The following is a 22,267-nucleotide window of genomic DNA, read 5'->3' on the forward strand; positions in this document are numbered from 1 at the left end:
GCCCGCTCCTGACGGGCGATGATCGCGCGCTGACGTCGCACGCTGACCGACCGGTGCTGTTCACCCGCGCTTGACTCCGCCGTCACGGCGGAGTCAGCGCGGGTGGACATACCTGGATCGTGGACCGCAGAGCCTTCCTGACAGCGGCGACAGCCGGCCTTCTCCTCCCGCAGCCCGCCGCCCCGGCGTGGGCCGCATCCTCCTCCCGAACGCTCAGATCCGACCCGTTCACGCTGGGCGTGGCCTCCGGCGACCCCTCCGCCGACGGCTTCGTCCTGTGGACCCGGCTGGCCGTGGACCCGCTCGGCGGCGACGGCCGCGGCGGCATGCCCTCCCGCGACGTGGAGGTCGACTGGCAGGTCGCCACGGACGAGCGGTTCGCCAAGGTGATCAGGAGCGGGACGGCCACCGCCAGGGCGCGCGACGCCCACAGCGTGCACGTCGAGCTGAAGGGCCTGGAGCCGGGACGCGACTACTTCTACCGGTTTAGGAGCCAGGGCCGCCTCTCGCCCGCCGGCCGCACCAGGACGACGCCGACGGGGGAGACGCCGCTCAGGTTCGCCGTCGCCGCCTGCGCGCACTACGAGCACGGCTACTACACCGCCTACCGCCGCCTCGCCGAGCAGGAGCCCGAGCTGGTGGTCTTCCTCGGCGACTACATGTACGAGTACGGCCCCAGCGGCTACACCGCGCTGGCCGGGCGCGTCCGCACCCACACCCCCGGCAAGTGCCAGACGCTCGCCGACTACCGCCTGCGGCACGCCCAGTACAAGAGCGACCCCGACCTCCAGGCCGCGCACGCCGTGGCACCGTGGCTGGTGTCGTTCGACGACCACGAGGTGGAGAACAACTGGGCCGGCCCCGTCTCCAGCACCGGCGCCCCCGGCTTCGAGCAGCGGCGGGCCCAGGCGTTCAGGGCGTACTACGAGAACATGCCGCTGCGCCGCGCCAGCCTCCAGGGCGCCGTCCTCAGGGTGAACCGGCGCGTCTCCTGGGGCACGCTGGCGCGCTTCCACCTGCTCGACACCCGGCAGTTCCGCGACGACCAGGCGTGCCTCGACGGCGTGCGCGCCGGCTGCGACGAGCGGCTGGCGGACCGGCGCACGCTGCTCGGCGGCGACCAGTGGCGCTGGCTGGAGAGCGGCCTCAACGACTCCACCACCCGCTGGAACCTCCTCGGCCAGCAGATCATGGTCGCGCAGCGCGACTACAAGATCGGGCCGGGCCGCGAGGTGAACCTGGACTCCTGGGACGGCTACGCCGCCGAGCGGACCCGGCTGCTGCGCTCCCTCGCCCGCACCCCCAACCCCGTCGTGCTGACCGGCGACGCCCACATGCACCACCTGGCCGAGCTCAAGACCGACTTCGACGACCCCGACTCGCCGGTCGTCGCCAGGGAACTGGTGGCCTCCTCCATCGCCAGCGACGGCGACGGGTACCGGGACCGTACGTGGATCTCCGAAGCGCTCCAGGAGAACCCGCACATCTCCTACATCGACCAGCGGCGCGGCTACCTGATGGCGCGGCTGACCAGGGACGAGCTGTCCGTGGACTTCCGGACGCTGGACTACATCTCCCGCCGGGGCGCTCCCGCCCGCACCGCCCACCGCCTCACGATCCCGGCCGTCACCGGCGCCGCCGCCGCGGGCCGGGCGGCGGCTCCTCCCGCGGGGTGAGATCGCCGGGCCGTTGCCTGAACGTCCGCTGGGAGCGCGCTGAGGATTCGCTCAACCGTTTCCGCCCGCATTCCGCCCGCACGATGAGACCCGGCCGGACTCCAGGTGGCAGGTGTGTCGGAGTCCGGCCGGGGGTGGCCGGCCCGGGCGGGCGGGTGGTTTCCGTCCGGACCGGCCGGCTCAGGTGCCGCGGCGGCTCCCATACGGCGGGAACCGCCCGGCATGCTCGCAGGTCATGCGTCCGGCCAGCTTCCGTCGGGGAACTCGCCCGACGTCGCGCCCGACACGACCACCTGGTCGGCCTCCGTCAGGCCGGAGACGACCTCGACGTACTGGTCGCCGCGCACCCCCGTCCGCACGGCCTTCGTCTCGTCCCGGCCGCCCGAGCGGACCGTGACCACCTGCGTGCCGTCCGCCCTGGTACGCACCGCCGCGGCCGGGACGTAGACGGCGTCCCTGGACTCGCCCGTGGTGATCGTCACCGACGCGGTCTGGCCCAGCATGAGCCCCGGCGGCGGCTCGTCGAAGGCAAGGGTGACCGCGTAGCGGACGAGCTGCCCGTCCACCGTCGCGGTCGGCGCGATGGCCGTCACCGTCGCCTGGTGCTTCTCGGCGCCCCGGGTGGCCAGGGTGATCTGGGCTTTCTGGCCGAGCTGGAGCCGGTTCACGTCGGACTCCGTGACCATGGCCGAGACCTGCAGCTCGTTCAGGTTGCCGAGACTGATGAACGTGCCCGTGCCCGCCGCGTCGCCCGCCCGGCCGGCGATCGACAGGACCGTGCCGGACGCGGGCGCCACGATGCGGGTGCCGCGCACGGCGTCGGCGGCCTCCTCCAGCGCCGCCTCGGCACGATCCACGTTCGCGGCGGCCTGCTCCTCACTCGTCCCCGCCCTGGCACCTGTGCTTGTGGTGCCGCCCGGAGTGCCGGTGCCCGCGTTCCTGGTGCCCGCCGGGGTGGCGCAGGCTTGCCCGCTGCTCCTCGCCGTGGGCTTCGCGCCCGCCGTGGGCTTCCCGCTCGCCGACGGCTTCCCGCTGGTGGACGGCTTGGCGCCGGTCGAAGGCTTGGCGGTGGACGGGCGCGCGGTGGTTGAGGGCCGCGCGGTCGTCGAGGGGGTGCCCGTGCCGGACGGCTGCCCGCCCGGCTGCCCGGCCCCGTCGCCACCGGTCCCACCGGTCCCGCCGCCGGGCGTGCCGTGCGTCGGGGCGGCGGTGACCGTCGTGGTGACGGTGGCGGTCGCCGTCACTGTGGCCGTTACGGTGGCCGTCACCGTGACCGTCGCCGTGGGCTGCGGCTCGGGATCCGTGGTGCCGGGCGTGGGCGTCGGGTGCGGGGTGTCGGGCGTGGGGCTCGTGCCGGCCCCGTTGTCGGAACGCGCGGCGGGCCCCAGCACGCCACCGGCGCCGCCGCCATGCCCGGCCGGACCCCCGGTGGACGCGCTGGAGGCGGCGCCGGTCTGTGCGGCCGGGCTGCCGCCGCCCGTGGACTGCGGTGCGGGTACGCCGGTCACGACGCCTCCGGACGTGGCCGGGCCGGAGGGCGCGGCGCCCCCGGTCGGGGCCGGTGTGGCGCCGGTCGCCTTGACGGAGGGAGCCGGGCTCGCGCCCTTCGCGGGCGTCGTGCCGCCGGTCTTCACGGGCACACAGGCCGAGCCGGAGCCACCGGGTGACGAGGCCCGGCCGCTGACCGCCGTGGAGCTGCCCGCCGGGCTTGCGGCCGGGGTGCCGGAGGACGCCTGCTCCAGCGCCTCCTCGGCGGCCGCCAGGTCGGCCTTGGCCGCCGCGTACGCCTCGCGCGCCGCCCGCCCGTCGATCCTGGCCAGGACCTGGCCCTTCTTCACCTTGGTCCCGACCTTGACGTACACCTTGGTCAGCGTCCCCGGGGAGCCGAACGCCAGGTCCCTGCGCGAGCCGTCCACGGTGCTCCCCGCCGCGCTCACCGAGGCCGTGACCAGGCCGCGCTGGGCGGAGGCCAGCCGTGCCTGGACGGTGGGCGGGGTGTCGTCGCGCAGCGCCAGCACGAGGCCGGAGCCGGCCACGAGCACGGCGAGGGCGAGGCCGCCCAGCGCGAAAGTCGGTCTCATGACGGCACATCCTGGCCGAGCAGGATCGCGCCAGCCTGCGAGGACCCTCAGAGTTACCTGTGGGCCGGCGCGGAGCGCGGGGCTCCCAGCGGACGTTCAGCTTGCCCACGGCTGCGGCGCAGCATTGTGTGCAAGGGTCCTCGCTCGTGAAGGTGTCGATCAGGCGCAGAGCGCTGATTACCAACGGGGCGCTCGCGGTGCTCCTGCTGGGCGGCGCCGGGCTCGCCTACGCGCAGCTCGGCACGGGCCAGGCCGCCGGTGAGACCACCGTGCGGACGGTGACCGCGGGCCGCGGCTCCGTGACCGCCTCGGTGACGGCGTCGGGGGCGGTCGAGAGCTCCCGGTCCCGGGCGCTCTCGTTCGGGACGAGCGGGACCGTGGAGAAGATCTACGTCAAGGCCGGGGACAAGGTGGCCAAGGGCGACATCCTGGCCAGGCTGGACGATTCCGCCGCCCAGGAGAGCCTGGCGGCGGCGAAGGCCACGTACCAGAGCGCCATCGACGACGGGACGGACACGGCCGCCCTCTACGCCGCCTACATCAAGGCCCGCAACGCCTACCGGGAGGCCCAGCGCACGGTCGCAGGCACGGTGCTGAAGGCGCCGTTCAAGGGCACGATCACCGCCGTGAACGGGTCAGTGGGCGGCACGTCCTCGGGCACGTCCTCAAGCTCGGGTGCGGGCAGTGGCCAGGGCTCCGGGCAGACGACGAGCGCCACCAGCGGCTCATCCGGCTTCATCGAGCTGGCCGACACCACGAAGCTGCAGCTCGTCGGCACCTTCACCGAGTCCGACGCCGGCAAGCTCAAGCAGGGCCAGGAGGCCACGATCACGTTCGACGCGCTGCCGGGCGTCACCGCGACCGGCGAGGTCACGCAGATCGAGCCGGTCGCCGCCACCAGCAACAACGTCGTCCAGTACCCGGTGACGATCACGTTCACGAAGGTGCCCGAGCAGGTCAGGCTGGGGCAGACGGCCACCGTCGAGGTCGTGGTCGGCCGGGCGGAGAACGTCGTCACCGTGCCCTCCACGGCGGTCTCCACCAGCGGCGGCCAGACCACGGTCACCGTGCTGCGCGACGGCCGCCAGACCAGGACCCCGGTCGAGGTCGGCGTGCAGGGCGCCACGGTGACCGAGATCAAGTCCGGCGTGTCGGAGGGCGACGAGATCGTGCCCCCGTCCACGACGACCGGCAGCACGGGCACCGGCGGCGGCGGGATGCGCGGGGTCGGCGGCACCGGCGGCGGGTTCCCCGGAGGCGGCATGCCCGGTGGAGGAGGGCGATGACGGCCGCGGGGCTGCGCGTCGTGGAGCCCGTGCCGGTCCTGCGGGTGCGGGACCTCGTCAAGGAGTACGGCGAGGGCGACGCCCGGGTGCGCGCCCTGCGCGGCATCAGCCTGGACGTCCAGCAGGGCGACTACGTGGCCATCATGGGCGCCTCCGGCTCCGGCAAGTCGACGCTCATGAACATCCTCGGCTGCCTCGACGTCCCGACCTCCGGCACGTACCTCATCGACGGGACCGACGTCGGCCTGCTGAACGAGCACCAGCTCGCCATCCTGCGCAACCGCCGGGTCGGGTTCGTCTTCCAGTCGTTCAACCTGATCCCGCGCATGAGCGCGCTGGCCAACGTGGAGCTGCCGCTCGTGTACGGCGGCGTCGGCCAGGCGGAGCGGCGCGCGCGGGCGCTGGCCGCGCTGGAGCAGGTCGGCCTGACCGACCGCGTGCACCACGAGCCGAACCAGCTCTCCGGCGGCCAGCAGCAGCGCGTCGCCGTCGCCAGGGCCCTGGTCACCGCGCCGGCGCTGCTGCTGGCCGACGAGCCGACGGGCAACCTCGACACCGCCTCGACCGGCGACGTCCTGGAGATCATGGACCGGCTCAGCGCGACCGGCCGGACGATCGTCCTGATCACGCACGAGGACGACGTGGCCGCGCACGCCAAGCGGGTGATCAGGCTGGTGGACGGCGAGATCGTGGCGGACCGCCGGCAGGCGCCCGTGGACGGCCCGCCGCCGCGGCTCGTGGAGGCGACCACGTGAACCAGATCGAGATCCTCCGCTTCGCGCTGCGCGGCCTGCTGGCCAACAAGATGCGCAGCGCGCTGACCACGCTCGGCATCCTCATCGGCGTGGCCGCGGTCATCATGCTGGTCGCGGTCGGCGAGGGCTCCTCGCAGAGCATCCAGCAGAACATCCAGCGCCTCGGCGCGAACACGCTGACGATCTCCCCGTCCTTCTCCGGCGGAGGCGGCGGGGGAGGCGGCGCGATGCGCGGCCCCGGCGGCGGCGGAGGCGCGAACACCGGGCCGCGCACCCAGGCCAGGCAGCTCAGCCTCGCCGACGCCAAGGCGCTGACCGACAAGACGCTCGCCCCGTCGGTGAAGAGCGTCTCGCCGGTGGTCAACGCCTCCTCCTCCACCGCCACGTACGGCGCCGCCAGCCACTCCGTGGCGCAGTTCGTCGGCACCTACCCGAGCTACTTCGAGGCCGTCAACAAGCCCGTCGCCAAGGGCACGTACTTCTTCAACGACGACGTGCTGGCCGCCAGGAAGGTCGTGGTGCTCGGGCAGACGGTCGTGGAAGAGCTGTTCGGCGCCGTCGACCCGATCGGCAAGCAGATCAGCGTGTCGGGGGTGCCGTTCACGGTGGTCGGCGTGCTGAAGGAGGCCGGCTCCACCGGCATGCAGGACGCCGACGACATCGCCATCGCGCCGCTGCCGGCGGTGCAGCAGAGCCTGAGCGGGTTCGGCTCGCTCGGGCAGATCGTCGTGCAGGCCACCGGCGCGGGGACGACCACGTCGGCGCAGGCCGAGGTCACGGCTATCCTCAACCAACGACACGGCATCACGAACAACAACCCCGACTACCGCGTACTCAACCAGGCCACTCTGCAGGAGACCGTCAGCGAGGCGACCGGCACCTTCACCGTGCTGCTCGGCGCCGTCGCCGCGATCTCGCTGCTGGTGGGCGGTATCGGCATCACCAACATCATGCTGGTGACGGTCACGGAGCGCACGCGCGAGATCGGCATCCGCAAGGCCATCGGAGCACCCAGGAGCGCCATCCTGGGCCAGTTCCTGATGGAGGCGACGTTGCTGAGCCTGGTCGGGGGGCTGTCAGGGGTGCTGGTGGCGTTCGTGGGGACCAGGTTCACCATCGCCGGCATCGAGCCGGTCCTCGTGCCGTCATCGGTGGTGCTGGCGCTGGGCGTGTCGCTGGGGATCGGGCTGTTCTTCGGCAGTTATCCCGCCAACCGGGCGGCCAAGCTTAGGCCGATCCAGGCTCTGCGCCACGAGTAGGCCTCGCGCCACGAGTTAGGAGACAAGGACATGGACAAGCTGGACTCCTCCCCGTTCCGGGACGACCTGCGGGAGGAGCTCGCCGTCCAGCCCGCCAAGGGCACCTCCAAGGTCACGCTGGCGCTGGCCGCCGGCGTCGTCCTGGTGGCCGGGATCCTGATCGGCATCCAGGCGGAGAGCTGGTTCGGCGCCGCCGACGCGCCCCGCAGGCGGCCGGCGCCGCGCAGCAGCGCGGCACCGGCGGCATGGGCGGCGTGGGCGGCGTGGCGGCTACGGCCAGCGCGGCCAGTTCCCCGGCGGCGCGCAGCAGCCCGGCGGTCAGCAGCAGCCGGGCGGTGGCGGGGGCAGCGCATGGGCGGCGGCACCGTCGGCACGGTCGAGAAGATCGAGGACGGCAAGGTGTACGTCAAGACCATGGACGGCGCCACCGTCACGGTCACCACCACCGACCGGACCACCGTGCAGATCTCCAAGCCCGGTAAGGTCTCTGACCTGGAGACCGGCACCACCATCGTGGTGCGCGGGCAGCAGGGCGCCGACGGCGCGGTCACCGCCACGTCGATCAGCCAGGGGAGCCAGGGATTCCAGGGAGGAGGCCCGCGATGAGCGAACCCGAGGCCAGGCTGCTGGTGGTCGACGACGAGCCCAACATCAGGGAGCTGTTCTCGGCCAGCCTGCGCATGGCCGGGTTCGAGGTGCTGACCGCGGCCGACGGCATGGAGGCCCTGCGGGTGGCCGAGGAGAGCTCGCCCGACCTGGTGATGCTCGACGTGATGCTGCCCGACCTGGACGGCCTGGCGGTCGCGGGAAGGCTGCGGTCCCGCGGCCGCCGGGTCCCGGTCCTGTTCGTGACGGCCAAGGACACGCCGGAGGACCGCATCGCCGGGCTGGGGCTCGGCGAGGACTACGTGACCAAGCCGTTCAGCCTGGAGGAGGTCATCGCCCGCATCCGGGCCGTGCTGCGCAGGACCAGGCGCGGCGCGCCGCCGCCCAACCGCCTGCGCGTCGCCGACCTGGAGCTGGACGAGGAGAGCCACGAGGTGTGGCGCGACGGCGTGCCCGTCCGGCTGTCGCCGACGGAGTTCCGGCTGCTGCAGTACTTCATGCTGAACGTCGGCCGGGTGCTGTCCAAGACCCAGATCCTCGACCACGTCTGGAACGGCGACTGGCGCACCGACGTCGGCCTCGTCGAGTCGTACGTGTCGTACCTGCGCCGCAAGGTGGACACCGGCGAACGCAAGTACCTGCACACCCTGCGCGGGGTCGGCTACATCCTGCGCCCGCCGCGAATATGAGCCGGCACCCGTCGAAGGCCGTGCGCGGGATCGCCGGTGGCCTCAGGAGGCAGCTGTCCAGGGCGCCGCTCTGGCTGCGCCTCGTCTCGGCCACCCTCCTGTTGGTCACCCTCGCGATCACCGCCACCGGCCTGTTCGCCGTCCGCCTGCTGCGCAGCTACCTCGTCGAACGCGTCGACCAGCAGCTCCGCGTGGCCACCGCGCCCCGCGACCCGCCCCCGCCGCCGGTGGACCCGCGCCCCGGCGGCCGGCCGCAACGCTACTTCGGCCTGTTCCACGGCGTCGTCCTGGGCCCGGACGGCCGGCCCGCCAGGACCATCAGCGAGTCCACCGAGGAGCACACGCCCGACCTGCCCGCCCTGACCCTCGCCGAGGTCGTCGAGCTGAGGGGGCGGCCGTTCACCGTCGAGTCGCGCGACGCGGGCGGCCCGAGCTGGCGCGTCGTCGCCGTGCCGACCCGCGACGGCCAGAGCCGCATGATGGCCATCAGCCTCGCCGACGTGGACGCGACCGTCTCCCAGCTCGTCCTGATCGTGGCGGTCGGCGGCGGCTGCACCCTGGTCGTGCTCGGCTTCGTCTGCTACGGCCTCGTCCGCCGCAGCCTGCGCCCCCTGCGCCAGATCGCGAGCACCGCGAACGACATCGCCGGCGGCGACCTGTCGCGCCGCGTCCCCCTGTGGGCCGGCACCACCGAGGTCGGCAAGCTCGGCCGCTCGCTCAACACCATGCTCGCCCAGATCGAGGTGGCGGTCCGCGAGCGCGAGGAGGCCGCCGAGTCCGCCCGCGAGTCCGCCACGGCCGCCCGCCGCTCCGAGGAGCTGATGCGCCGCTTCATGGCCGACGCCTCCCACGAGCTGCGCACCCCGCTGACCTCGATCAGGGGCTTCGCCGAGCTGTACCGGCTGGGGGAGGAGAAGGACCTGGCCGAGGCCGTACGCCTGCTGAGCCGCATCGAGGGCCAGGCCGCCCGCATGGGGCTCCTCGTCGAGGACATGCTCCTGCTGGCCCGGCTCGACCAGCGGCGCGAGCTGAGCCGGCGCCCCGTGGACCTGCTCAGCCTGGCCGCCACCGTCGTCATCGACGCCCAGACGCTCGCGCCCGACAGGAGGATCGAGCTGGTCCGGCTGTACGGCGGCGAGGGCGACGTGATCGTCACCGGCGACGAGCCGCGCCTGGCGCAGGTGCTCAACAACCTCGTCACCAACGCCCTCACCCACACCCCGCCCGGCACCCCGTTCCAGGTCCGGGTGGGCGTGCACGGCGACCAGGCCGTGGTGGAGGTGGCCGACGAAGGCCCCGGGTTCTCGGAGGAGGTGGCGGAGCGGGTCTTCGAACGCTTCTACCGCGCCGACCCCGCCCGCAGCGCCGGCGGGTCGGGGCTGGGGCTGTCGATCGCGGCCACACTGGTGGAGGCGCACGGCGGGATCGTGATGGCGGAGAGCGAGCCCGGCAAGGGCGCCCTGTTCCGCGTCATCCTCCCCCTGGAGCCGCCTCAGCCTCAGCCTCAGCCTCAGCCGAAGGCGTAGCGGGGCGGGCCTGGGCGCGGACCGGACCCGGGAAGCGGCCCCTCAGCCTCAGCCGAAGGCGTAGCCGGGCGCGGACCGGACCGGGAAGTGGGCCCTCAGCCTCAGCCGAAGGTGTAGCCGTAAAGACCGGCACCCTTGTCGATCTGCCGAACCTTCCCCAGCCTGACCTTTCCCGACCCCCGCCTGCTGCCCGCCGCGTACATGATGAGCCCTTGGTCCGGCGCCGCCACCACCAGCCCGTACACAGGAGGCCGCTTGGCCAGCGACCGGTACCGCTCCCACCCCGGCAACGCGGTCACCGCCGCCCCGAAGTCCTGCCCCTTACCTTTGACCAGCAGATTCCCCACCCGGGTCAGCCCACCCTCGGACCGCCCGGCGAGCACCTGCACCGCCTTCTCACCCGGCACCCCGATGGCCAGCTCATCGTTGCCGTCCCCGTTGAAGTCCCCGGCGGCCAGCGCCGCCCCGAACCGGTCGTAGTAGCGGGGCTTGCCCTCCAGCGTGTTCTGCGACCACGCCTCGGTCCTGTCGGTACGCAGCCCGCCCCGCGATCCGTACAGCACGTCCACGGTGCCGTCCCCGTAGTCCATGGCCCGCTGATTGGCGCTGAGCCCCTCGCCCGGCACGCCGATCGCCAGGTCGGCCTTCCCGTCCCCGTTGAAGTCCCCGGTCGCCAGCGCCGCACCGAAGTTGTCCCACTTCTCGGAGGCCCCCTTGATCCCGGGCGTGCTCTGCGTCAACAACCGGGCCCGCTTCCGCCGCACATCGATCACGGTCACGGACCCCTGCCCATCCACCCGCACGCTGTCGGCCGGCGCCCCCACGACCAGCTCATCCTTCCCGTCCCCGTCGAAGTCCCCGGCCGCCAGCGACGCTCCCCACTGATCGGTGACGCTCGCCGCCTGCCCCACCCACGCCGTCTTCTGCGTGATCCGGTACGCCTTCCGCCCCTTCATCCCGTACACGGTCACGACGCCACCCGACCGATGACTGGGCGCCCCCACGACCAGCTCATCCTTCCCGTCCCCGTCCAGGTCCCCCGCCGCCAGCGAAGCCCCGAACCGGTCGCTGGACGGCTTGTCCAGCTTCAGCTCCTTCCCCGCCACGAGCCCGCCCGGCCCCCCATCGAAAACCTGTACCACCCCGTTCCCATCACCCCCCGGCACCCGCTCACCCACGAACTCCTCCGACACCCCCACGGCCAGATCGGCACACCGATCCCCGTTGAAGTCCCCCACGGCCAGCGCCGACCCGAACGAGTCGCCCGCCTCCGCCCCCTCCTGCGTGAGCTTGACCTTCTTCCCCGACCCATACATCACGGTCACGGACCCGGCCCTGGCACCGTCGTAGGGCGCCGCCACAGCCAGATCAGGCCGCCCATCCCCATCGAAGTCGAGCGGATGCCCACCACAGGCGCGGACGGCGGGCCCCCGCTCGGCTGTGAACGAGCCGACCCCGGCGACCGGAGCTGCTCCTGGGGCGAGCGGAACGATCAGGCAGGCGGCGAGCAACGCATTCATACCGGAAGTAATGACCAGCGATGCCGAACCAGGCCTGAACGGCACGAGAACGCCCCAGGAGGACAGAATGCACATCACCCCCCACCACCGCCCACCTCCCGCCCCTACTCGCCTCTCGCCCCGCGCCGCTCGCCCACGCCGCGTGCGCCCGCACCCCGCCCCCACACAGCCTGCACACCGCATACGCCGCCCCTGATCGCGCCTCCGCCCGCGCGCCGCCTCCGCCCCCGCGCGCCGGCTCCGCGCCCGCGCCTTCGCTCATGTCGCCCGCCACCGCGCCCGCACGCCGCGCGCCTCCGCCCCCGCGCGCACCGCCTTTCGCCCATGCCGCCCGCCGCCGCAGCGCCCGCGTGCCGCTGGACCCCGCGCCGCCCGTGGCCACGCCGTTTGCCTCCGCGCTCCCGCCCGTGCTGGCCGCCCGCGCCCGCGTTGCCTGCCCTCGCGCCTTCGCCCACGCCGCCCACCAGCGCAGCGCCGGCGCACGCCCCGCCCCGCTGCCCGCAGCCGCGGCGCCCACGAGCCGCTGGCCCCCGCGCCGCTCGCCGCCACGCCGTTTGCGTTCGCGCTCCCGCCTGTGCTGGCCGCCCGCCCGTCCGTCCGCGCCCGCACGTTGTTCGTGCCTGGGCCGCCCTCGTGCTGCACCGCCCACCACCACCTTGCCCGCACCGCTCGCCCTCCTCGCTGCCCGCCGCGTCACACCGGCCGCCCCTTGGGGCCGCATGATTGCGGTAGTGGCCCGCCGTGCCGGTAGTGCGCCGGGGGTGGATGCGCAGGGCGCTGGTGGGCCGGGTGGGCGGGCGTGGGCGGGCGTGGGCGGAGCGGAGCGGGTGGGGAGCCGGGGGCGGCGGGAGCGCAGGGCGGCGTGGGACCTGATGGGGCGGGCGGGGAGCGAGGGGCGGCGTGGTGCCCAGGGGGGCGAGGCTAGAACGAAGGGCGCGGGAGTGCGGGCCGGGAGGTGATCCGGGACGCCGATGGGCCCTTCGGGGCGCGGGAACGTGCCAGGATAGATGGGTGGACATCGACCTCGCTGATCTGGATTTCTGGCGCAAACCCCTCAAAGAGCGGAATGAGGCGTTCGCCCGGCTCCGGCAATTGGAGCACCCGGTGTTCTTCCCGGAGAAGAAGGTGCCGTTCCTCCGTTCGGGCAAGGGCTTCTACGCCCTCGTACGCCACGCCGACGTGGTGGAGGCCAGCCGGAACGCGAAGGTCTTCTCCAGCGAGCCGGCCGTCACCAACCCCGAGCCGCCGAGCTGGGTGAAGCAGGTGTTCGGCGAGTCGATGGTCAACATGGACGACCCGCGTCACGCCCGGCTGCGCCGCATCGTGACCCGTTCGTTCAGCCCGAAGATGCTGGCGGGGCTGCAGAGCGACATCGAGGCGGCGTGCGCCCGCATCGTGGACGACGTGGTGCGGGACGGTCCGCGCGACTTCGTCAGCCAGGTGGCCGCGCGGCTGCCGATCCACGTGATCTGCGACATGCTGGACATCCCGCAGGAGCTGCGGGAGAAGGTGCACCAGCACGTCGACATCTCCACCGCCTACACGGGCGTGCGCCCCAGCCTGGCGCGCAGCGTGCAGATGGCCGGCCAGAACATGCTGGCCCTGCTCGCCCTGCAGCGCATGGTCATCAAGCTCGGCCACGAGCGGGTCGCCAACCCGAAGGGCGACCTGGTCTCGCTGCTGGTCAACGCCAACGTCGATGGCGAGAAGCTGACCGACAAGGAGCTCGGCTCGTTCTTCTCGCTGCTGCTGGTCGCCGGCAACGAGACGGCCCGCAACACGATGGCCCACGGCATCAGGCTCCTGACGGAGAACCCGGCGCAGCGCGAGCTGCTGATGAGCGACTTCGACGCGCACATCAACGGCGCGATCGAGGAGATGGTCCGCTACGTGTCGCCGATCATGCAGTTCCGCCGCACGGTCACCGAGGACTATTCGCTGCGCGGCCTGGAGCTGAAGAAGGGCGACAAGGTCGTGCTGTTCTACGGCTCGGCCAACCGCGACGAGTCGGTCTTCCCCGACGCCGACACGTTCGACATCACCCGCGACACCAAGCCGCACGTCGGTTTCGGCGGCCCCGGCCCGCACTTCTGCCTGGGTGCGAACCTGGCCAGGCAGGAGATGCGGACGATGTTCCGCGAGCTGCTGACGCGGCTGCCCGGCATCCGCTCGGTGGGCGAGCCGGAGCTGCTCCTGTCGAACTTCGACAACAGTGTCCGCAGCCAGGCGTTCACCTTCTGACCGCGATGGGGCCCGCCGTCGCGGCCTGGCCGGGCGCTAGTCGTCGGCGGCCAGGACGTTCGTCCTGATCGTGAGGAACGTGATCAGCGCGGCCACCACCATCATCACCGCGCTGATCAGCATGGCCGTCCTGAACCCGGCGTCGAACACCTGGGGCTGCTCGAACGCGTCGCCCACCAGCCCCACCAGCGGCGGCACCGCCGCCACGGCGAGGAGGCTGCCGGTGCGGGCGACCGCGTTGTTGATGCCGCTGGCCGTGCCCGCGAGGTGGTCGTCGGCGGTGGCGAGGACGGTGGCGGTGAGTGGCGCGACCGCCGCCGACAGGCCCAGCCCGAACACGAAGACCGCGGGCAGCACGTGCAGCAGGTAGGAGGCGCCGGGCCCGATCGTGCTCATCAGCACGAACCCGCAGCCCGCCACCAGGATCCCGATCGTCATGGGCCAGCGCGGCCCGACCCGCTTGGCCAGCTCGCCGGCCCGCGCCGACAGCAGCAGCATCAGGATCGTCGTCGGCAGCATCGCCAGGCCGGCGGCGATGGGGGAGAACCCGGACACCACCTGGAGCTGCACCACGAGCAGGAAGAACACGACGCCCATGGCCGCGTACATGATCAGCGTCACGACGTTGACGGCCGTGAACACGCGGTCGCGGAACATGCCGACCGGCACCAGCGCGTCGGGCGAGCGGCGGATCTCCAGCACCACGAACGCCGCCCCGACCGCCAGCCCGGCCACCAGCGGCACCGAGACACCCTTCTGGATCAGCCCGTACGTGATGCCGGCCAGCGCCAGCGCCGCCAGCACCGAGCCGAGCACGTCGAACCGGCCGGCCGCCTCCTCGTCCTTGCTCTCGGGCACGTGCCGCAGTGTGACGAACACGACGAGCGCCGCGAACGGCAGGTTGATCAGGAACGCCCACCGCCATCCGGCCGACTGCACCAGCCAGCCGCCCAGCAGCGGCCCGATGGCGCTGGCGACGCCGCCGAGCCCGGACCACATGCCGACCGCTCTGGGCCGGTCGTGCCGGACGAAGGACGCCTGGATGATCGCCAGCGAGCCGGGCGTGAGCAGCGCGCCGCCGATGCCCTGGAGCGCGCGGGCGCCGATGAGGAACTCGATGTTCGGCGACAGGCCGCACAGGGCCGAGGCGATGGCGAACCAGACGGTGCCGACGAGGAAGAGCGTGCGGCGCCCGTAGCGGTCGCCGAGCGAGCCGCCCAGCAGGATCAGCCCGGCCAGGGTGAGGGTGTAGGCGTTGATCGTCCACTGCAGGCCCGCCATGCCCGCGTCGAGCTCCCGCCCGAGGAACGGCAGCGCGACGTTGACCACCGTGCTGTCGAGCATGGCCAGGCCGGAGCCGAGCACGGTGGCGAACAGGATCCACCGGCCACGCGCGGACTTCAGCTCGACATGGCCGTGCAGCAGGGTGGAGTCGTCGGTCATGCAGGCCATCCTGTCACCGGGCTCCGACAGTCTCGCCGCCGAGGGTCACCTCCCGCCGCTCCCCGGCCGGCGTGAAAGGCGTCAGCCGTTGCCCAGGGCCCGCAGGACGAACTCCGACACCAGCTCCCCGGCCCCCTCCACCGTCACGTCTCCACTGATCAGCGGCACCCGCTCGGCGCCGATGACCGCGAGGATCATGCGGGCCGTGGCGTCGACGTCGACCGTGCGGAAGTCGCCCGCCGCCATGCCGCTCTCGAGGATCTCCACCAGGACGCGCTGCATCGGCGCCACGTGCTCGGCCAGCCGCTGGTAGGCGTCGGGCCCGAGGGCCGCGCTGAGGTCGGCCGCGCCGGGGTGCGGGTGCGCGAGCAGCCCGGCGAGCTGCAGCCGGACGAACGCGCGCAGCCGGTCGGCGGGGGAGGCCCCCTCGGGCAGCTCCCGCTCGTAGCTCTCGATGAAGTAGCCGGTGACCCGCTCGGTGAACGCCAGCAGCAGCGCCGCCTTGTCGGGGAAGTAGTTGTACAGGACCGTGCGGGTGATGCCGGCCTCGCCCGCCACGTCGGTCATGGAGATGGCGTCGATGCCCTGCGTCCGCGACAGCCGCGAGACGGCCTGGAGGATGCGGTCTCGCGTCTGGGCGCGGTGCTCGCCGATGGTGGCGGCCGAGATGCGGGGCATACGCCCATGGTAGGCCGACCCCGCTGACATGGCTTGTCAGATTCTTGCGTTGCTCGTTTCGGTTCTTGCAGTACGGCTTGTGGCATCGTCGCCATGCCGGGACGCCTTTCCGGCGTGGCCGCCTTCACCGGGCTCAGCGTGGCCACCGCCAGCAGCGTGCTGCACGACAAGCCGGGCATCGCCCAGGCCCCCCGCCGCGGCGCGTCACTCACCCCGGTGGGCGGTCAGGCGGCGGCCTTCACCACGTGTCGGAGCTCGGCCAGCACTTCCGTGTTGAGCTGGTATGCGAGCCTGACCTCGCCGATCATGCGTTGCTGTTCCCGTTCGTCCAGCTCCGCCCCCAGGACGTCCAGGCGGGAGCGGTACTCGTTCTTGAAGCGGGGCAGGCTGCCCAGCTCGTCGAAGAAGTAGAAGTCGACGCCTCCGCCCTTCGTGTAGCCGTAGATCTTCTGCAGTTCCATCCGGATGAACTGCCCGCCGGACAGGTCGCCGAGGTAACGCGTGTAGTGGTGGGCTACGTAGCCGCCGGGCCAGTCGGATACCTGGTGGATGCGGGCCACGAGGGTGCGGGTGGACTTCGACGGGGTGATGCGGTCGCGCCAGGACGGGCCGTAGATCGTGGTGAGGTCGCGTTCGAGTGCCTGCTCGCGGTACAGCTCGGGGAAGACGAAGCGGCCGGCGACCGGGTGGTCGGCGAGCTGGCGGGACACGGCGTCGAGGGCGGTGTACGCGAAGTAGTGCTGGGCGACCATCTCGCCGTAGTCGTGCTCGCTCAACCGGCCGCCCATGAGCGCGGAGAGGTAGCCCTCCGACTCGGCCGACTGGTGGTCGGCCCAGGTGGCGTTGCGCAAGGTCTCGGAGAACGGCGTGGTCACGGCCCACCTCTGCTCGTGCTGGCGTTATATGACGAAGTGTCACAAACGGCAGCGCTCGACGTCAAGCTGATGACGACACCATGTCATCAAAGCCTGCCTCCTCCCTCCCGTACCCAGGAACGGGCACGTCAAGAGCCGTGGTCGTCGGGGATCACCTCCTGGTCGCGGCCGAGGGAGATCAGGGCCAGGTTGCGCAGGGACGGGGTGCCCGGCGTGTAGTAGTCGCTGTGGCCGCCCGCGCCCGCCTCGAAGCGGCGGGCGCCGTACGCGGCGTTCATCGGGTCGGCGCCGAAGCCCAGGTGGCCGAGCTTGACCTTGGGCACGAGCCGGATCCAGTCGGTGTCGCCGAGCCCGGCCCAGACCCGCGCACGGCGTGGGGGAGCCGGGCCGGTCGCGCCGACGCCGGGGCTGCCGATGAAGGCGAGGTCGGCCAGCGGTAAGCCGGGGGCCGCGCGGGCGCAGACGAAGGAGCCGTAGCTGTGGCACAGCAGGGCGATCGGGGCCGTGGTGCGCCGGTGCAGGGCCGCGACCGTGCGGCGCAGCTCCCGCGCGCCGGTGATGGCCGCGTGGTCGGTGAGGGCGCCCAGGCTCAGGGTGGGCGGTGAGTCGTAGCCCAGCCACGCCACCACGGCCAGCCGCACGCCGGGAGCCAGCCGGGCCGCCTCCGCCAGCAGGGCGCGCGCCGCCCCGCCGGGGTGCCTCGTGCTGGACTCGAATGTCGCCACCCTGGTGTCGGCGCCGGGCACGATGATCGCCACCCGGTCGGCCGTCGCCAGGTCGCTGCCGTAGAACCGCACCAGGTGCTCCGCCGGCTGGGACGGCAGCGTCAGCAGCATCAGCAGCGTGCCGGTGAGGATGTGGCCGGCGGCGACGGCAAGGTTTCCGGGCATGCTGTGACGTTATGGAGAAGGGGGTGTGGTCCGCGTCCCCGCAGGGTTTGAACCTTGGTGTCATACCGGAGGGGGATGCGGCCGCCCCGATGGCTGAGGGGCCCGATGATGGGTGAGACCGCAGATGATGGGTGAGCCGCCGATGGGTGAGAGGTGCGCCTGGATGTGGGGTGCCGCGGGATGCGCCTCGGCGTAGGGTGGGGTCGCAGGCACATCCCCTGCCCAAGGTCGCAGGCACATCCCCTGCCCAAGGCAAGGTCGCGGGCACGTCCCCGGCCCAAGGCAAGGTCGCGGGCACGTCCCCGACCCGAGGAGAGGTCGTGGGCACGTCCCGCCAAGGCAAGGTCGCGAGGCGCGGGAGCGCCTTGCCCGCCCGCGCCGCGCCCCCGGCCACCGAAGTGCCCGGCGCCGCAGCGCTCAGAAAGCACCCCCGGCCAGCACAAGCCCCCACCCACCTTGTACGGCAGGGCCGGATCGAAGCCACAGCCGCACCGCCCGGGACCAGTGCGATGGATCCGATCGGAGTCCCGGGTACGGGGCGAACCGCACTAGCATACGAGCAACTGCCAGCCGCCCTCCCTGGAGAGTTCCTTGTCCGTTCATGCCGATGTAGCCAGGCGACGCATAGAAGAACTGCTCCGCACCCATGAGGAGCGGATCGTCCGTCGCTGGGCCGAGATCGCCTCCGCGCCGTCCGAGGAGCTCAAGGAGCTCTACCGGGCGCTGCTCGCCGCACTGGAAGAGGGCAAGAACGACCTGGCGGACGTTCGGGGCCTGCTCGCCGAGCTGTCCCGTTCGCGGGCCCGTGCCGGTTTCGCCCCGTCCGACACCGCGAGGGCCGTGTTCGGCCTGAAGGAGGCCGTGTACGAGATCGTCGAGGCCGACACGGAGGGCGTCGAGGCCGCGCGCGGCTTCGTCTGGTTCTCGCGGCTGATCGACGACCTGGGGCTGTTCACGTTCGAGACGTACGCGGAGGCCCGCGAGAGGATCATCCTCGACCAGGCGGAGCAGCTTCTGGAGCTGTCCACCCCGGTGGTCAAGCTGTGGGAGGGCATCGTGGCGGTGCCGCTGGTGGGCACGCTCGACTCCGCCCGTACGCAGGTGGTCATGGAGAAGCTGCTGCAGACCCTGGTGGAGACGGGCGCGGAGCACGCGGTGATCGACATCACGGGCGTGCCGGCGGTCGACACGCAGGTGGCCCAGCACCTGCTGAAGACGGTGGTCGCGGCGCGCCTGATGGGCGCGGAGTGCGTCATCTCGGGCATCCGCCCGCAGATCGCGCACACCATCGTCACGCTCGGCATCGAGTTCGGCGACATCGTGACGAAGGCGTCGCTGGCCGACGCGCTGGCGCACGCGTTCAAGCGGGCCGGCATCGAGGTGAGCGGCGGCGGCAACGCCCGCGTCGTGATCCGGGCGGAGAGGGTCTAGTGCAGCGCGTTCCCATCCTCAAGCTCGGCGACGTCCTGATCGTCTCCATCCAGATCGACCTGGAGGACCAGAGCGTGCTCGCCCTTCAGGAAGACCTGGCCGACGCGGTCGTCCAGCACGGCGCCAAGGGCGTCATCATCGACATCACCGCCGTGGAGATCGTCGACTCGTTCATCGGCCGGATGCTGGCCACGATCGCGTCCATGTGCGGCATGCTCGACGCGCAGACCGTGGTGGTCGGCATGCGTCCCGCCGTGGCGATCACGCTGGTGGAGCTCGGGCTGTCGCTCGGCGGCGTCCGTACGGCGCTCAACCTGGAGAAAGGGGTCGCGCTGCTCGACCACATCAGGAGCGCCACCCCGTGAGCGGCGAGCGGGAGGTGGTCATCGCCGGCAGCGCGGACGTCGTGGGTGTCCGCCAGCTCGTCAGGAGCGTGGCCGTCGAGATCGGCCTGTCCCTCGTCGACCAGACCAAGATCGTCACGGCGGCCAGCGAGCTGGCGCGCAACGCCCTGGTGTACGGCGGCGGCGGTGACGTCCGCATCGAGATCGTCACGAACGGCCCCAGGCGCGGCCTCAAGCTGATCTTCACCGACGAGGGGCCGGGGATCCCCGACATCGAGCAGGCGCTCACCGACGGCTGGACCACCGGCGGCGGCATGGGGCTGGGCCTGGGCGGCTCGCGCCGGCTGGTCGACGAGTTCGACCTGGTCTCCGAGCCCGGCAAGGGCACCACCGTGACGGTGACCAAGTGGTCCCGGTGACCACCTGGGTCCGCGCCGAAGACCCCAGCGCGGTCGGCGCGGTCCGCAGGAAGGCCGTCGAGCTGGCCGAGGCGGCGGGCTTCGACCAGGTGCTCATCGGGCAGACGGCCGTGGCGGTGAGCGAGGCGGTCTCCAACCTCGTCAAGCACGCGATGGAGGGCACCGTCATCGTGCGCCCGCACCCGGAGTCCGCGGCCACGGTGGAGCTGATCACGGTGGACCGGGGGCCGGGCATGGCCGACGTGGCCCGCGCGTTGCGCGACGGCTACTCGACCTCCGGCACGCTGGCATCGGCCTGGGCGCGATCTCCCGCATCGCCACCGGCTACGACGTGCACTCGCTGCCGGGCAAGGGCACGGTGCTGGCCATGCACTTCACCGGCCGCCCGCCCGCGCCGCCACTGCGCGCCAGCGGCCTGACCAGGCCGATCGGCGAGGAGACGGTGTGCGGCGACGGGTTCGTCATCGCGCAGTCGGGCCCGGTCACGACGGTGCTGGTCAGCGACGGGCTCGGCCACGGCCTCATCGCCGCGCAGGCCACGCAGAGGGCCGCCGAGCTGTTCCGCGCCGTACGCGACCTGGAGCCGGCCGAGATCGTGGCGCGCCTGCACGCCGGCATGAAGGCGACCCGAGGGGGCGCGGTCGCGGTGGCGCGCGTGGAGCCGGGCCAGGTGAGCTACGCGGGGCTCGGCAACGTCTCCGGCTGGATCACGCACGCCGAGGGCCGGCAGGGCATGGTGTCGGTGCCGGGCATCGCCGGCCACCAGGGCGGCCGGCTCCGCCAGTACACCTACGACCTGCCCTCCTACGCCACCGTGGTCCTGCACACCGACGGGCTGACGGAGCGGTGGGACCCCTCGCTCCTGCCGGGGCTGTTCTCCCGCACGCCCGCCGTGATCGCCGCCGGGCTGATGCGCGAGGCGGGCAGCAGGCGCGACGACGCCTGCGTGGTGACGGTACGACCGGACCGTCAACGGGACCGAGCCGGTGGGGAGCCCAAGAGCGATGGACAAGGCTGAAGCGGCCGAGCTCGTCCGCGTCCGGCTCGACGCCGACCAGGACGTCTTCGTCCTGCGCGGCATCGGCAGGGCCGCCGCCGAGCTGGCCGGCCTGGAGCCGCAGGACCAGATCCGGGTGGCGACGGCGCTCAGCGAGGCCGGCCGCGAGCTCTTCGGCGACGGCTCCAGCGCGGTCCTCATGCTCGGCGACCGCCACCTTCTCATCCGGCTGGAGCACTCGAAGCGCTCCGACGTGTCCGCGCTGGATGGCCTGAGGCTGGCGGGCCGGCTGGTCGACGAGATCACGGTCGGCGAGGGCAGCGTGACGCTGGCCAAGCGGCTGCGCCCGCGCAGGACGTCCGCGTCGGTGGCGGAGATCCGCGCGAAGCTGGCCGCGCTCTCCCCGGTCTCCGCCCTCGACGAGCTGCGCGAGCAGAACAGGGAGCTGGCCGAGACGCTGGAGGACGTCCGGCGGCTCAACGCCGAGCTGCAGGAGACCAACACCGGCGTGATGGCGATGTACAACCAGCTCTCCACCGAGCTGGAGGAGACCAACCGGGGCGTGGTCGCCCTGTACGCCGAGCTGGATGAGAAGTCGAGCCGGCTCAGGGAGGCCCAGGAGGCGAGAAACCGGTTCTGGGCGACGGTCAGCCACGAGCTGCGCACCCCGCTCAACTCCGTCATCGGCCTGGTCAGGCTGCTGATCGGCCCGGGCGGCGACCCCATGACGGAGGAGCAGGCACACCAGGTGCGGCTCATCGGCACCTCCACCGAGACGCTGCTGGAGCTCGTCAGCGAGCTGCTCGACATGGCCAAGGCCGAGTCGGGCCGCCTCGACCCGCAGCCGTCGGCGGTGGACCTCGTCCGGATGGCCGATCAGCTCCACGTGATGCTGCGCCCGACGAGCGCGAGCACCGGCGTCGAGCTGCGCCACGAGGTGGCGCCCGAGGTCGCCGAGCTGTACGTGGACGAGGGCATGCTGCTGCGCATCCTGCGCAACCTGCTGTCGAACGCGGTCAAGTTCACGCTGAGCGGCGAGGTACGCCTGGAGGCCCGCCTCGACGAGGCCAAGGACGAGGCCGTCATCACGGTGACCGACACCGGCATCGGCATCCCTCAGGAGCACCTGACCCGCGTGTTCGAGGACTTCTACCAGGTGCCGGGCTCCCTCCAGGTCAGGTCCAGGGGCACGGGCATCGGCCTGCCGTACGCGCGCCGGCTCGCCGAGACGCTGGGCGGCACGCTGGAGCTGACCAGCACCGAGGGCGAGGGCACCACGGCCACGCTGCGGCTGCCGCACTACAGCGGCCCGCCGGAGCTGGAGCGGGTGCTGATCGCCGACGACGACGAGGTGTTCCGCGCCACCGCCCGCCGCATGCTGCACGGCTTCGCCGCGCACGTGGACGAGGCCGCCGACGGCGCCGCCGCGCTCGAGGCGATGGCGGCGGAGCGGCCCGACGCGATCCTGGTGGACCTGCTCATGCCGCGCGTGGACGGCAACGTGCTGCTCCAGCGCATGGCCGAGGACGACCGGCTGCGGGACATCCCCGT

The 22,267-nt window shown here is 72.6% G+C and carries 20 protein-coding genes; 14 read left to right on the top strand and 6 right to left on the bottom strand.

Translation table 11 applies throughout. The features are described from left to right. Positions 1–119: 119 nt before the first annotated feature. Positions 120–1,676, top strand: a complete 1,557-nt coding sequence (locus tag KIS93_RS60405) for an alkaline phosphatase D family protein (RefSeq protein WP_080040803.1) — start codon at positions 120–122, stop codon at positions 1,674–1,676. 233 nt (positions 1,677–1,909) lie between these two features. Here KIS93_RS60405 and KIS93_RS60410 read toward each other — a convergent pair whose 3' ends face one another. Next, entirely contained in the window at positions 1,910–3,757 is a 1,848-nt protein-coding gene (locus KIS93_RS60410; RefSeq protein ID WP_080040802.1) for an efflux RND transporter periplasmic adaptor subunit, read from the bottom strand. 146 nt (positions 3,758–3,903) lie between these two features. Here KIS93_RS60410 and KIS93_RS60415 point away from each other — a divergent pair, with 146 nt between their 5' ends. Genes KIS93_RS60415 through KIS93_RS60440 form a run of 6 tightly spaced genes read left to right on the top strand, consistent with a single transcriptional unit; the run spans position 3,904 to position 9,878 of the window. Continuing rightward, on the top strand, positions 3,904–5,043 hold the full coding sequence (locus KIS93_RS60415; RefSeq protein WP_186405138.1) for an efflux RND transporter periplasmic adaptor subunit: 1,140 nt from the start codon (positions 3,904–3,906) through the stop codon (positions 5,041–5,043). Then, complete coding sequence (locus KIS93_RS60420; RefSeq protein WP_080040801.1) at positions 5,040–5,798, top strand: ABC transporter ATP-binding protein; 759 nt, start codon at positions 5,040–5,042, stop codon at positions 5,796–5,798. Before KIS93_RS60415 ends, KIS93_RS60420 begins: the two co-directional genes overlap by 4 nt. Beyond that, complete coding sequence (locus KIS93_RS60425) at positions 5,795–7,057, top strand: ABC transporter permease (protein WP_080040800.1); 1,263 nt, start codon at positions 5,795–5,797, stop codon at positions 7,055–7,057. The genes KIS93_RS60420 and KIS93_RS60425 overlap by 4 nt, the downstream gene beginning before the upstream one ends. A 30-nt stretch (positions 7,058–7,087) precedes the next feature. Next, entirely contained in the window at positions 7,088–7,663 is a 576-nt protein-coding gene (locus tag KIS93_RS60430) for a hypothetical protein (protein ID WP_186405139.1), read from the top strand. Further along, on the top strand, positions 7,660–8,352 hold the full coding sequence (locus tag KIS93_RS60435; protein ID WP_080040798.1) for a response regulator transcription factor: 693 nt from the start codon (positions 7,660–7,662) through the stop codon (positions 8,350–8,352). Before KIS93_RS60430 ends, KIS93_RS60435 begins: the two co-directional genes overlap by 4 nt. Next, the gene (locus KIS93_RS60440) at positions 8,349–9,878 is read left to right on the top strand and encodes a sensor histidine kinase (protein WP_080040797.1); all 1,530 of its coding nucleotides are present in this window, start codon (positions 8,349–8,351) and stop codon (positions 9,876–9,878) included. Before KIS93_RS60435 ends, KIS93_RS60440 begins: the two co-directional genes overlap by 4 nt. A gap of 101 nt (positions 9,879–9,979) precedes the next feature. On the opposite strand, the gene KIS93_RS60445 is transcribed toward KIS93_RS60440, so the two are convergent. Then, complete coding sequence (locus tag KIS93_RS60445; RefSeq protein ID WP_080046983.1) at positions 9,980–11,398, bottom strand: FG-GAP-like repeat-containing protein; 1,419 nt, start codon at positions 11,396–11,398, stop codon at positions 9,980–9,982. A 1,011-nt stretch (positions 11,399–12,409) separates the two neighbouring features. Between KIS93_RS60445 and KIS93_RS60450 the strand changes: the two genes are divergently transcribed. Further along, positions 12,410–13,639, top strand: coding sequence for a cytochrome P450 (locus tag KIS93_RS60450; RefSeq protein ID WP_080040796.1), 1,230 nt, complete (start codon positions 12,410–12,412; stop codon positions 13,637–13,639). A gap of 36 nt (positions 13,640–13,675) precedes the next feature. Here the strand turns inward: KIS93_RS60450 and KIS93_RS60455 are convergent, their stop codons facing one another. The 4 genes from KIS93_RS60455 to KIS93_RS60470 all read right to left on the bottom strand — a co-directional run bounded on the left by KIS93_RS60455 (position 13,676) and on the right by KIS93_RS60470 (position 17,525). Beyond that, on the bottom strand, positions 13,676–15,082 hold the full coding sequence (locus KIS93_RS60455) for an MFS transporter (protein WP_080040795.1): 1,407 nt from the start codon (positions 15,080–15,082) through the stop codon (positions 13,676–13,678). Positions 15,083–15,163: 81 nt separating this feature from the next. Beyond that, positions 15,164–15,760 carry a TetR/AcrR family transcriptional regulator gene (locus tag KIS93_RS60460; RefSeq protein ID WP_080040794.1) on the bottom strand — a complete coding sequence of 199 codons (597 nt, stop codon included), beginning with the start codon at positions 15,758–15,760 and terminating at the stop codon, positions 15,164–15,166. A 224-nt stretch (positions 15,761–15,984) separates the two neighbouring features. Beyond that, positions 15,985–16,635, bottom strand: coding sequence for a biliverdin-producing heme oxygenase (locus tag KIS93_RS60465; RefSeq protein ID WP_080040793.1), 651 nt, complete (start codon positions 16,633–16,635; stop codon positions 15,985–15,987). Between the two features lie 128 nt (positions 16,636–16,763). After that, entirely contained in the window at positions 16,764–17,525 is a 762-nt protein-coding gene (locus KIS93_RS60470; protein ID WP_080040792.1) for an alpha/beta hydrolase, read from the bottom strand. A gap of 591 nt (positions 17,526–18,116) precedes the next feature. On the opposite strand from KIS93_RS60470, the gene KIS93_RS60475 reads away from it, so the two are divergent. From KIS93_RS60475 to KIS93_RS60495, 6 genes are all read left to right on the top strand, one after another. Further along, a complete protein-coding gene (locus KIS93_RS60475; RefSeq protein WP_080040791.1) occupies positions 18,117–18,956 on the top strand; it encodes an STAS domain-containing protein in 840 nt (279 codons plus the stop codon). Beyond that, a complete protein-coding gene (locus KIS93_RS60480) occupies positions 18,956–19,321 on the top strand; it encodes an STAS domain-containing protein (protein ID WP_080040790.1) in 366 nt (121 codons plus the stop codon). The genes KIS93_RS60475 and KIS93_RS60480 overlap by 1 nt, the downstream gene beginning before the upstream one ends. Continuing rightward, positions 19,318–19,719, top strand: a complete 402-nt coding sequence (locus KIS93_RS60485) for an anti-sigma regulatory factor (RefSeq protein WP_080040789.1) — start codon at positions 19,318–19,320, stop codon at positions 19,717–19,719. Before KIS93_RS60480 ends, KIS93_RS60485 begins: the two co-directional genes overlap by 4 nt. Continuing rightward, positions 19,716–20,138: an ATP-binding protein gene (locus KIS93_RS67050; RefSeq protein ID WP_246005562.1), complete on the top strand. Its 423-nt coding sequence runs from the start codon at positions 19,716–19,718 to the stop codon at positions 20,136–20,138. Before KIS93_RS60485 ends, KIS93_RS67050 begins: the two co-directional genes overlap by 4 nt. Next, the gene (locus KIS93_RS60490; protein WP_246005563.1) at positions 20,051–20,737 is read left to right on the top strand and encodes a SpoIIE family protein phosphatase; all 687 of its coding nucleotides are present in this window, start codon (positions 20,051–20,053) and stop codon (positions 20,735–20,737) included. The genes KIS93_RS67050 and KIS93_RS60490 overlap by 88 nt, the downstream gene beginning before the upstream one ends. Beyond that, positions 20,724–22,267, top strand: a 1,544-nt coding sequence (locus KIS93_RS60495; protein WP_186405140.1) for an ATP-binding protein, incomplete at its 3' end; no start/stop codon positions are given. The genes KIS93_RS60490 and KIS93_RS60495, both read left to right, overlap by 14 nt.

This window comes from [Actinomadura] parvosata subsp. kistnae (genome assembly GCF_900323885.1).
Taxonomy (GTDB): Bacteria; Actinomycetota; Actinomycetes; order Streptosporangiales; family Streptosporangiaceae; genus Nonomuraea; species Nonomuraea composti.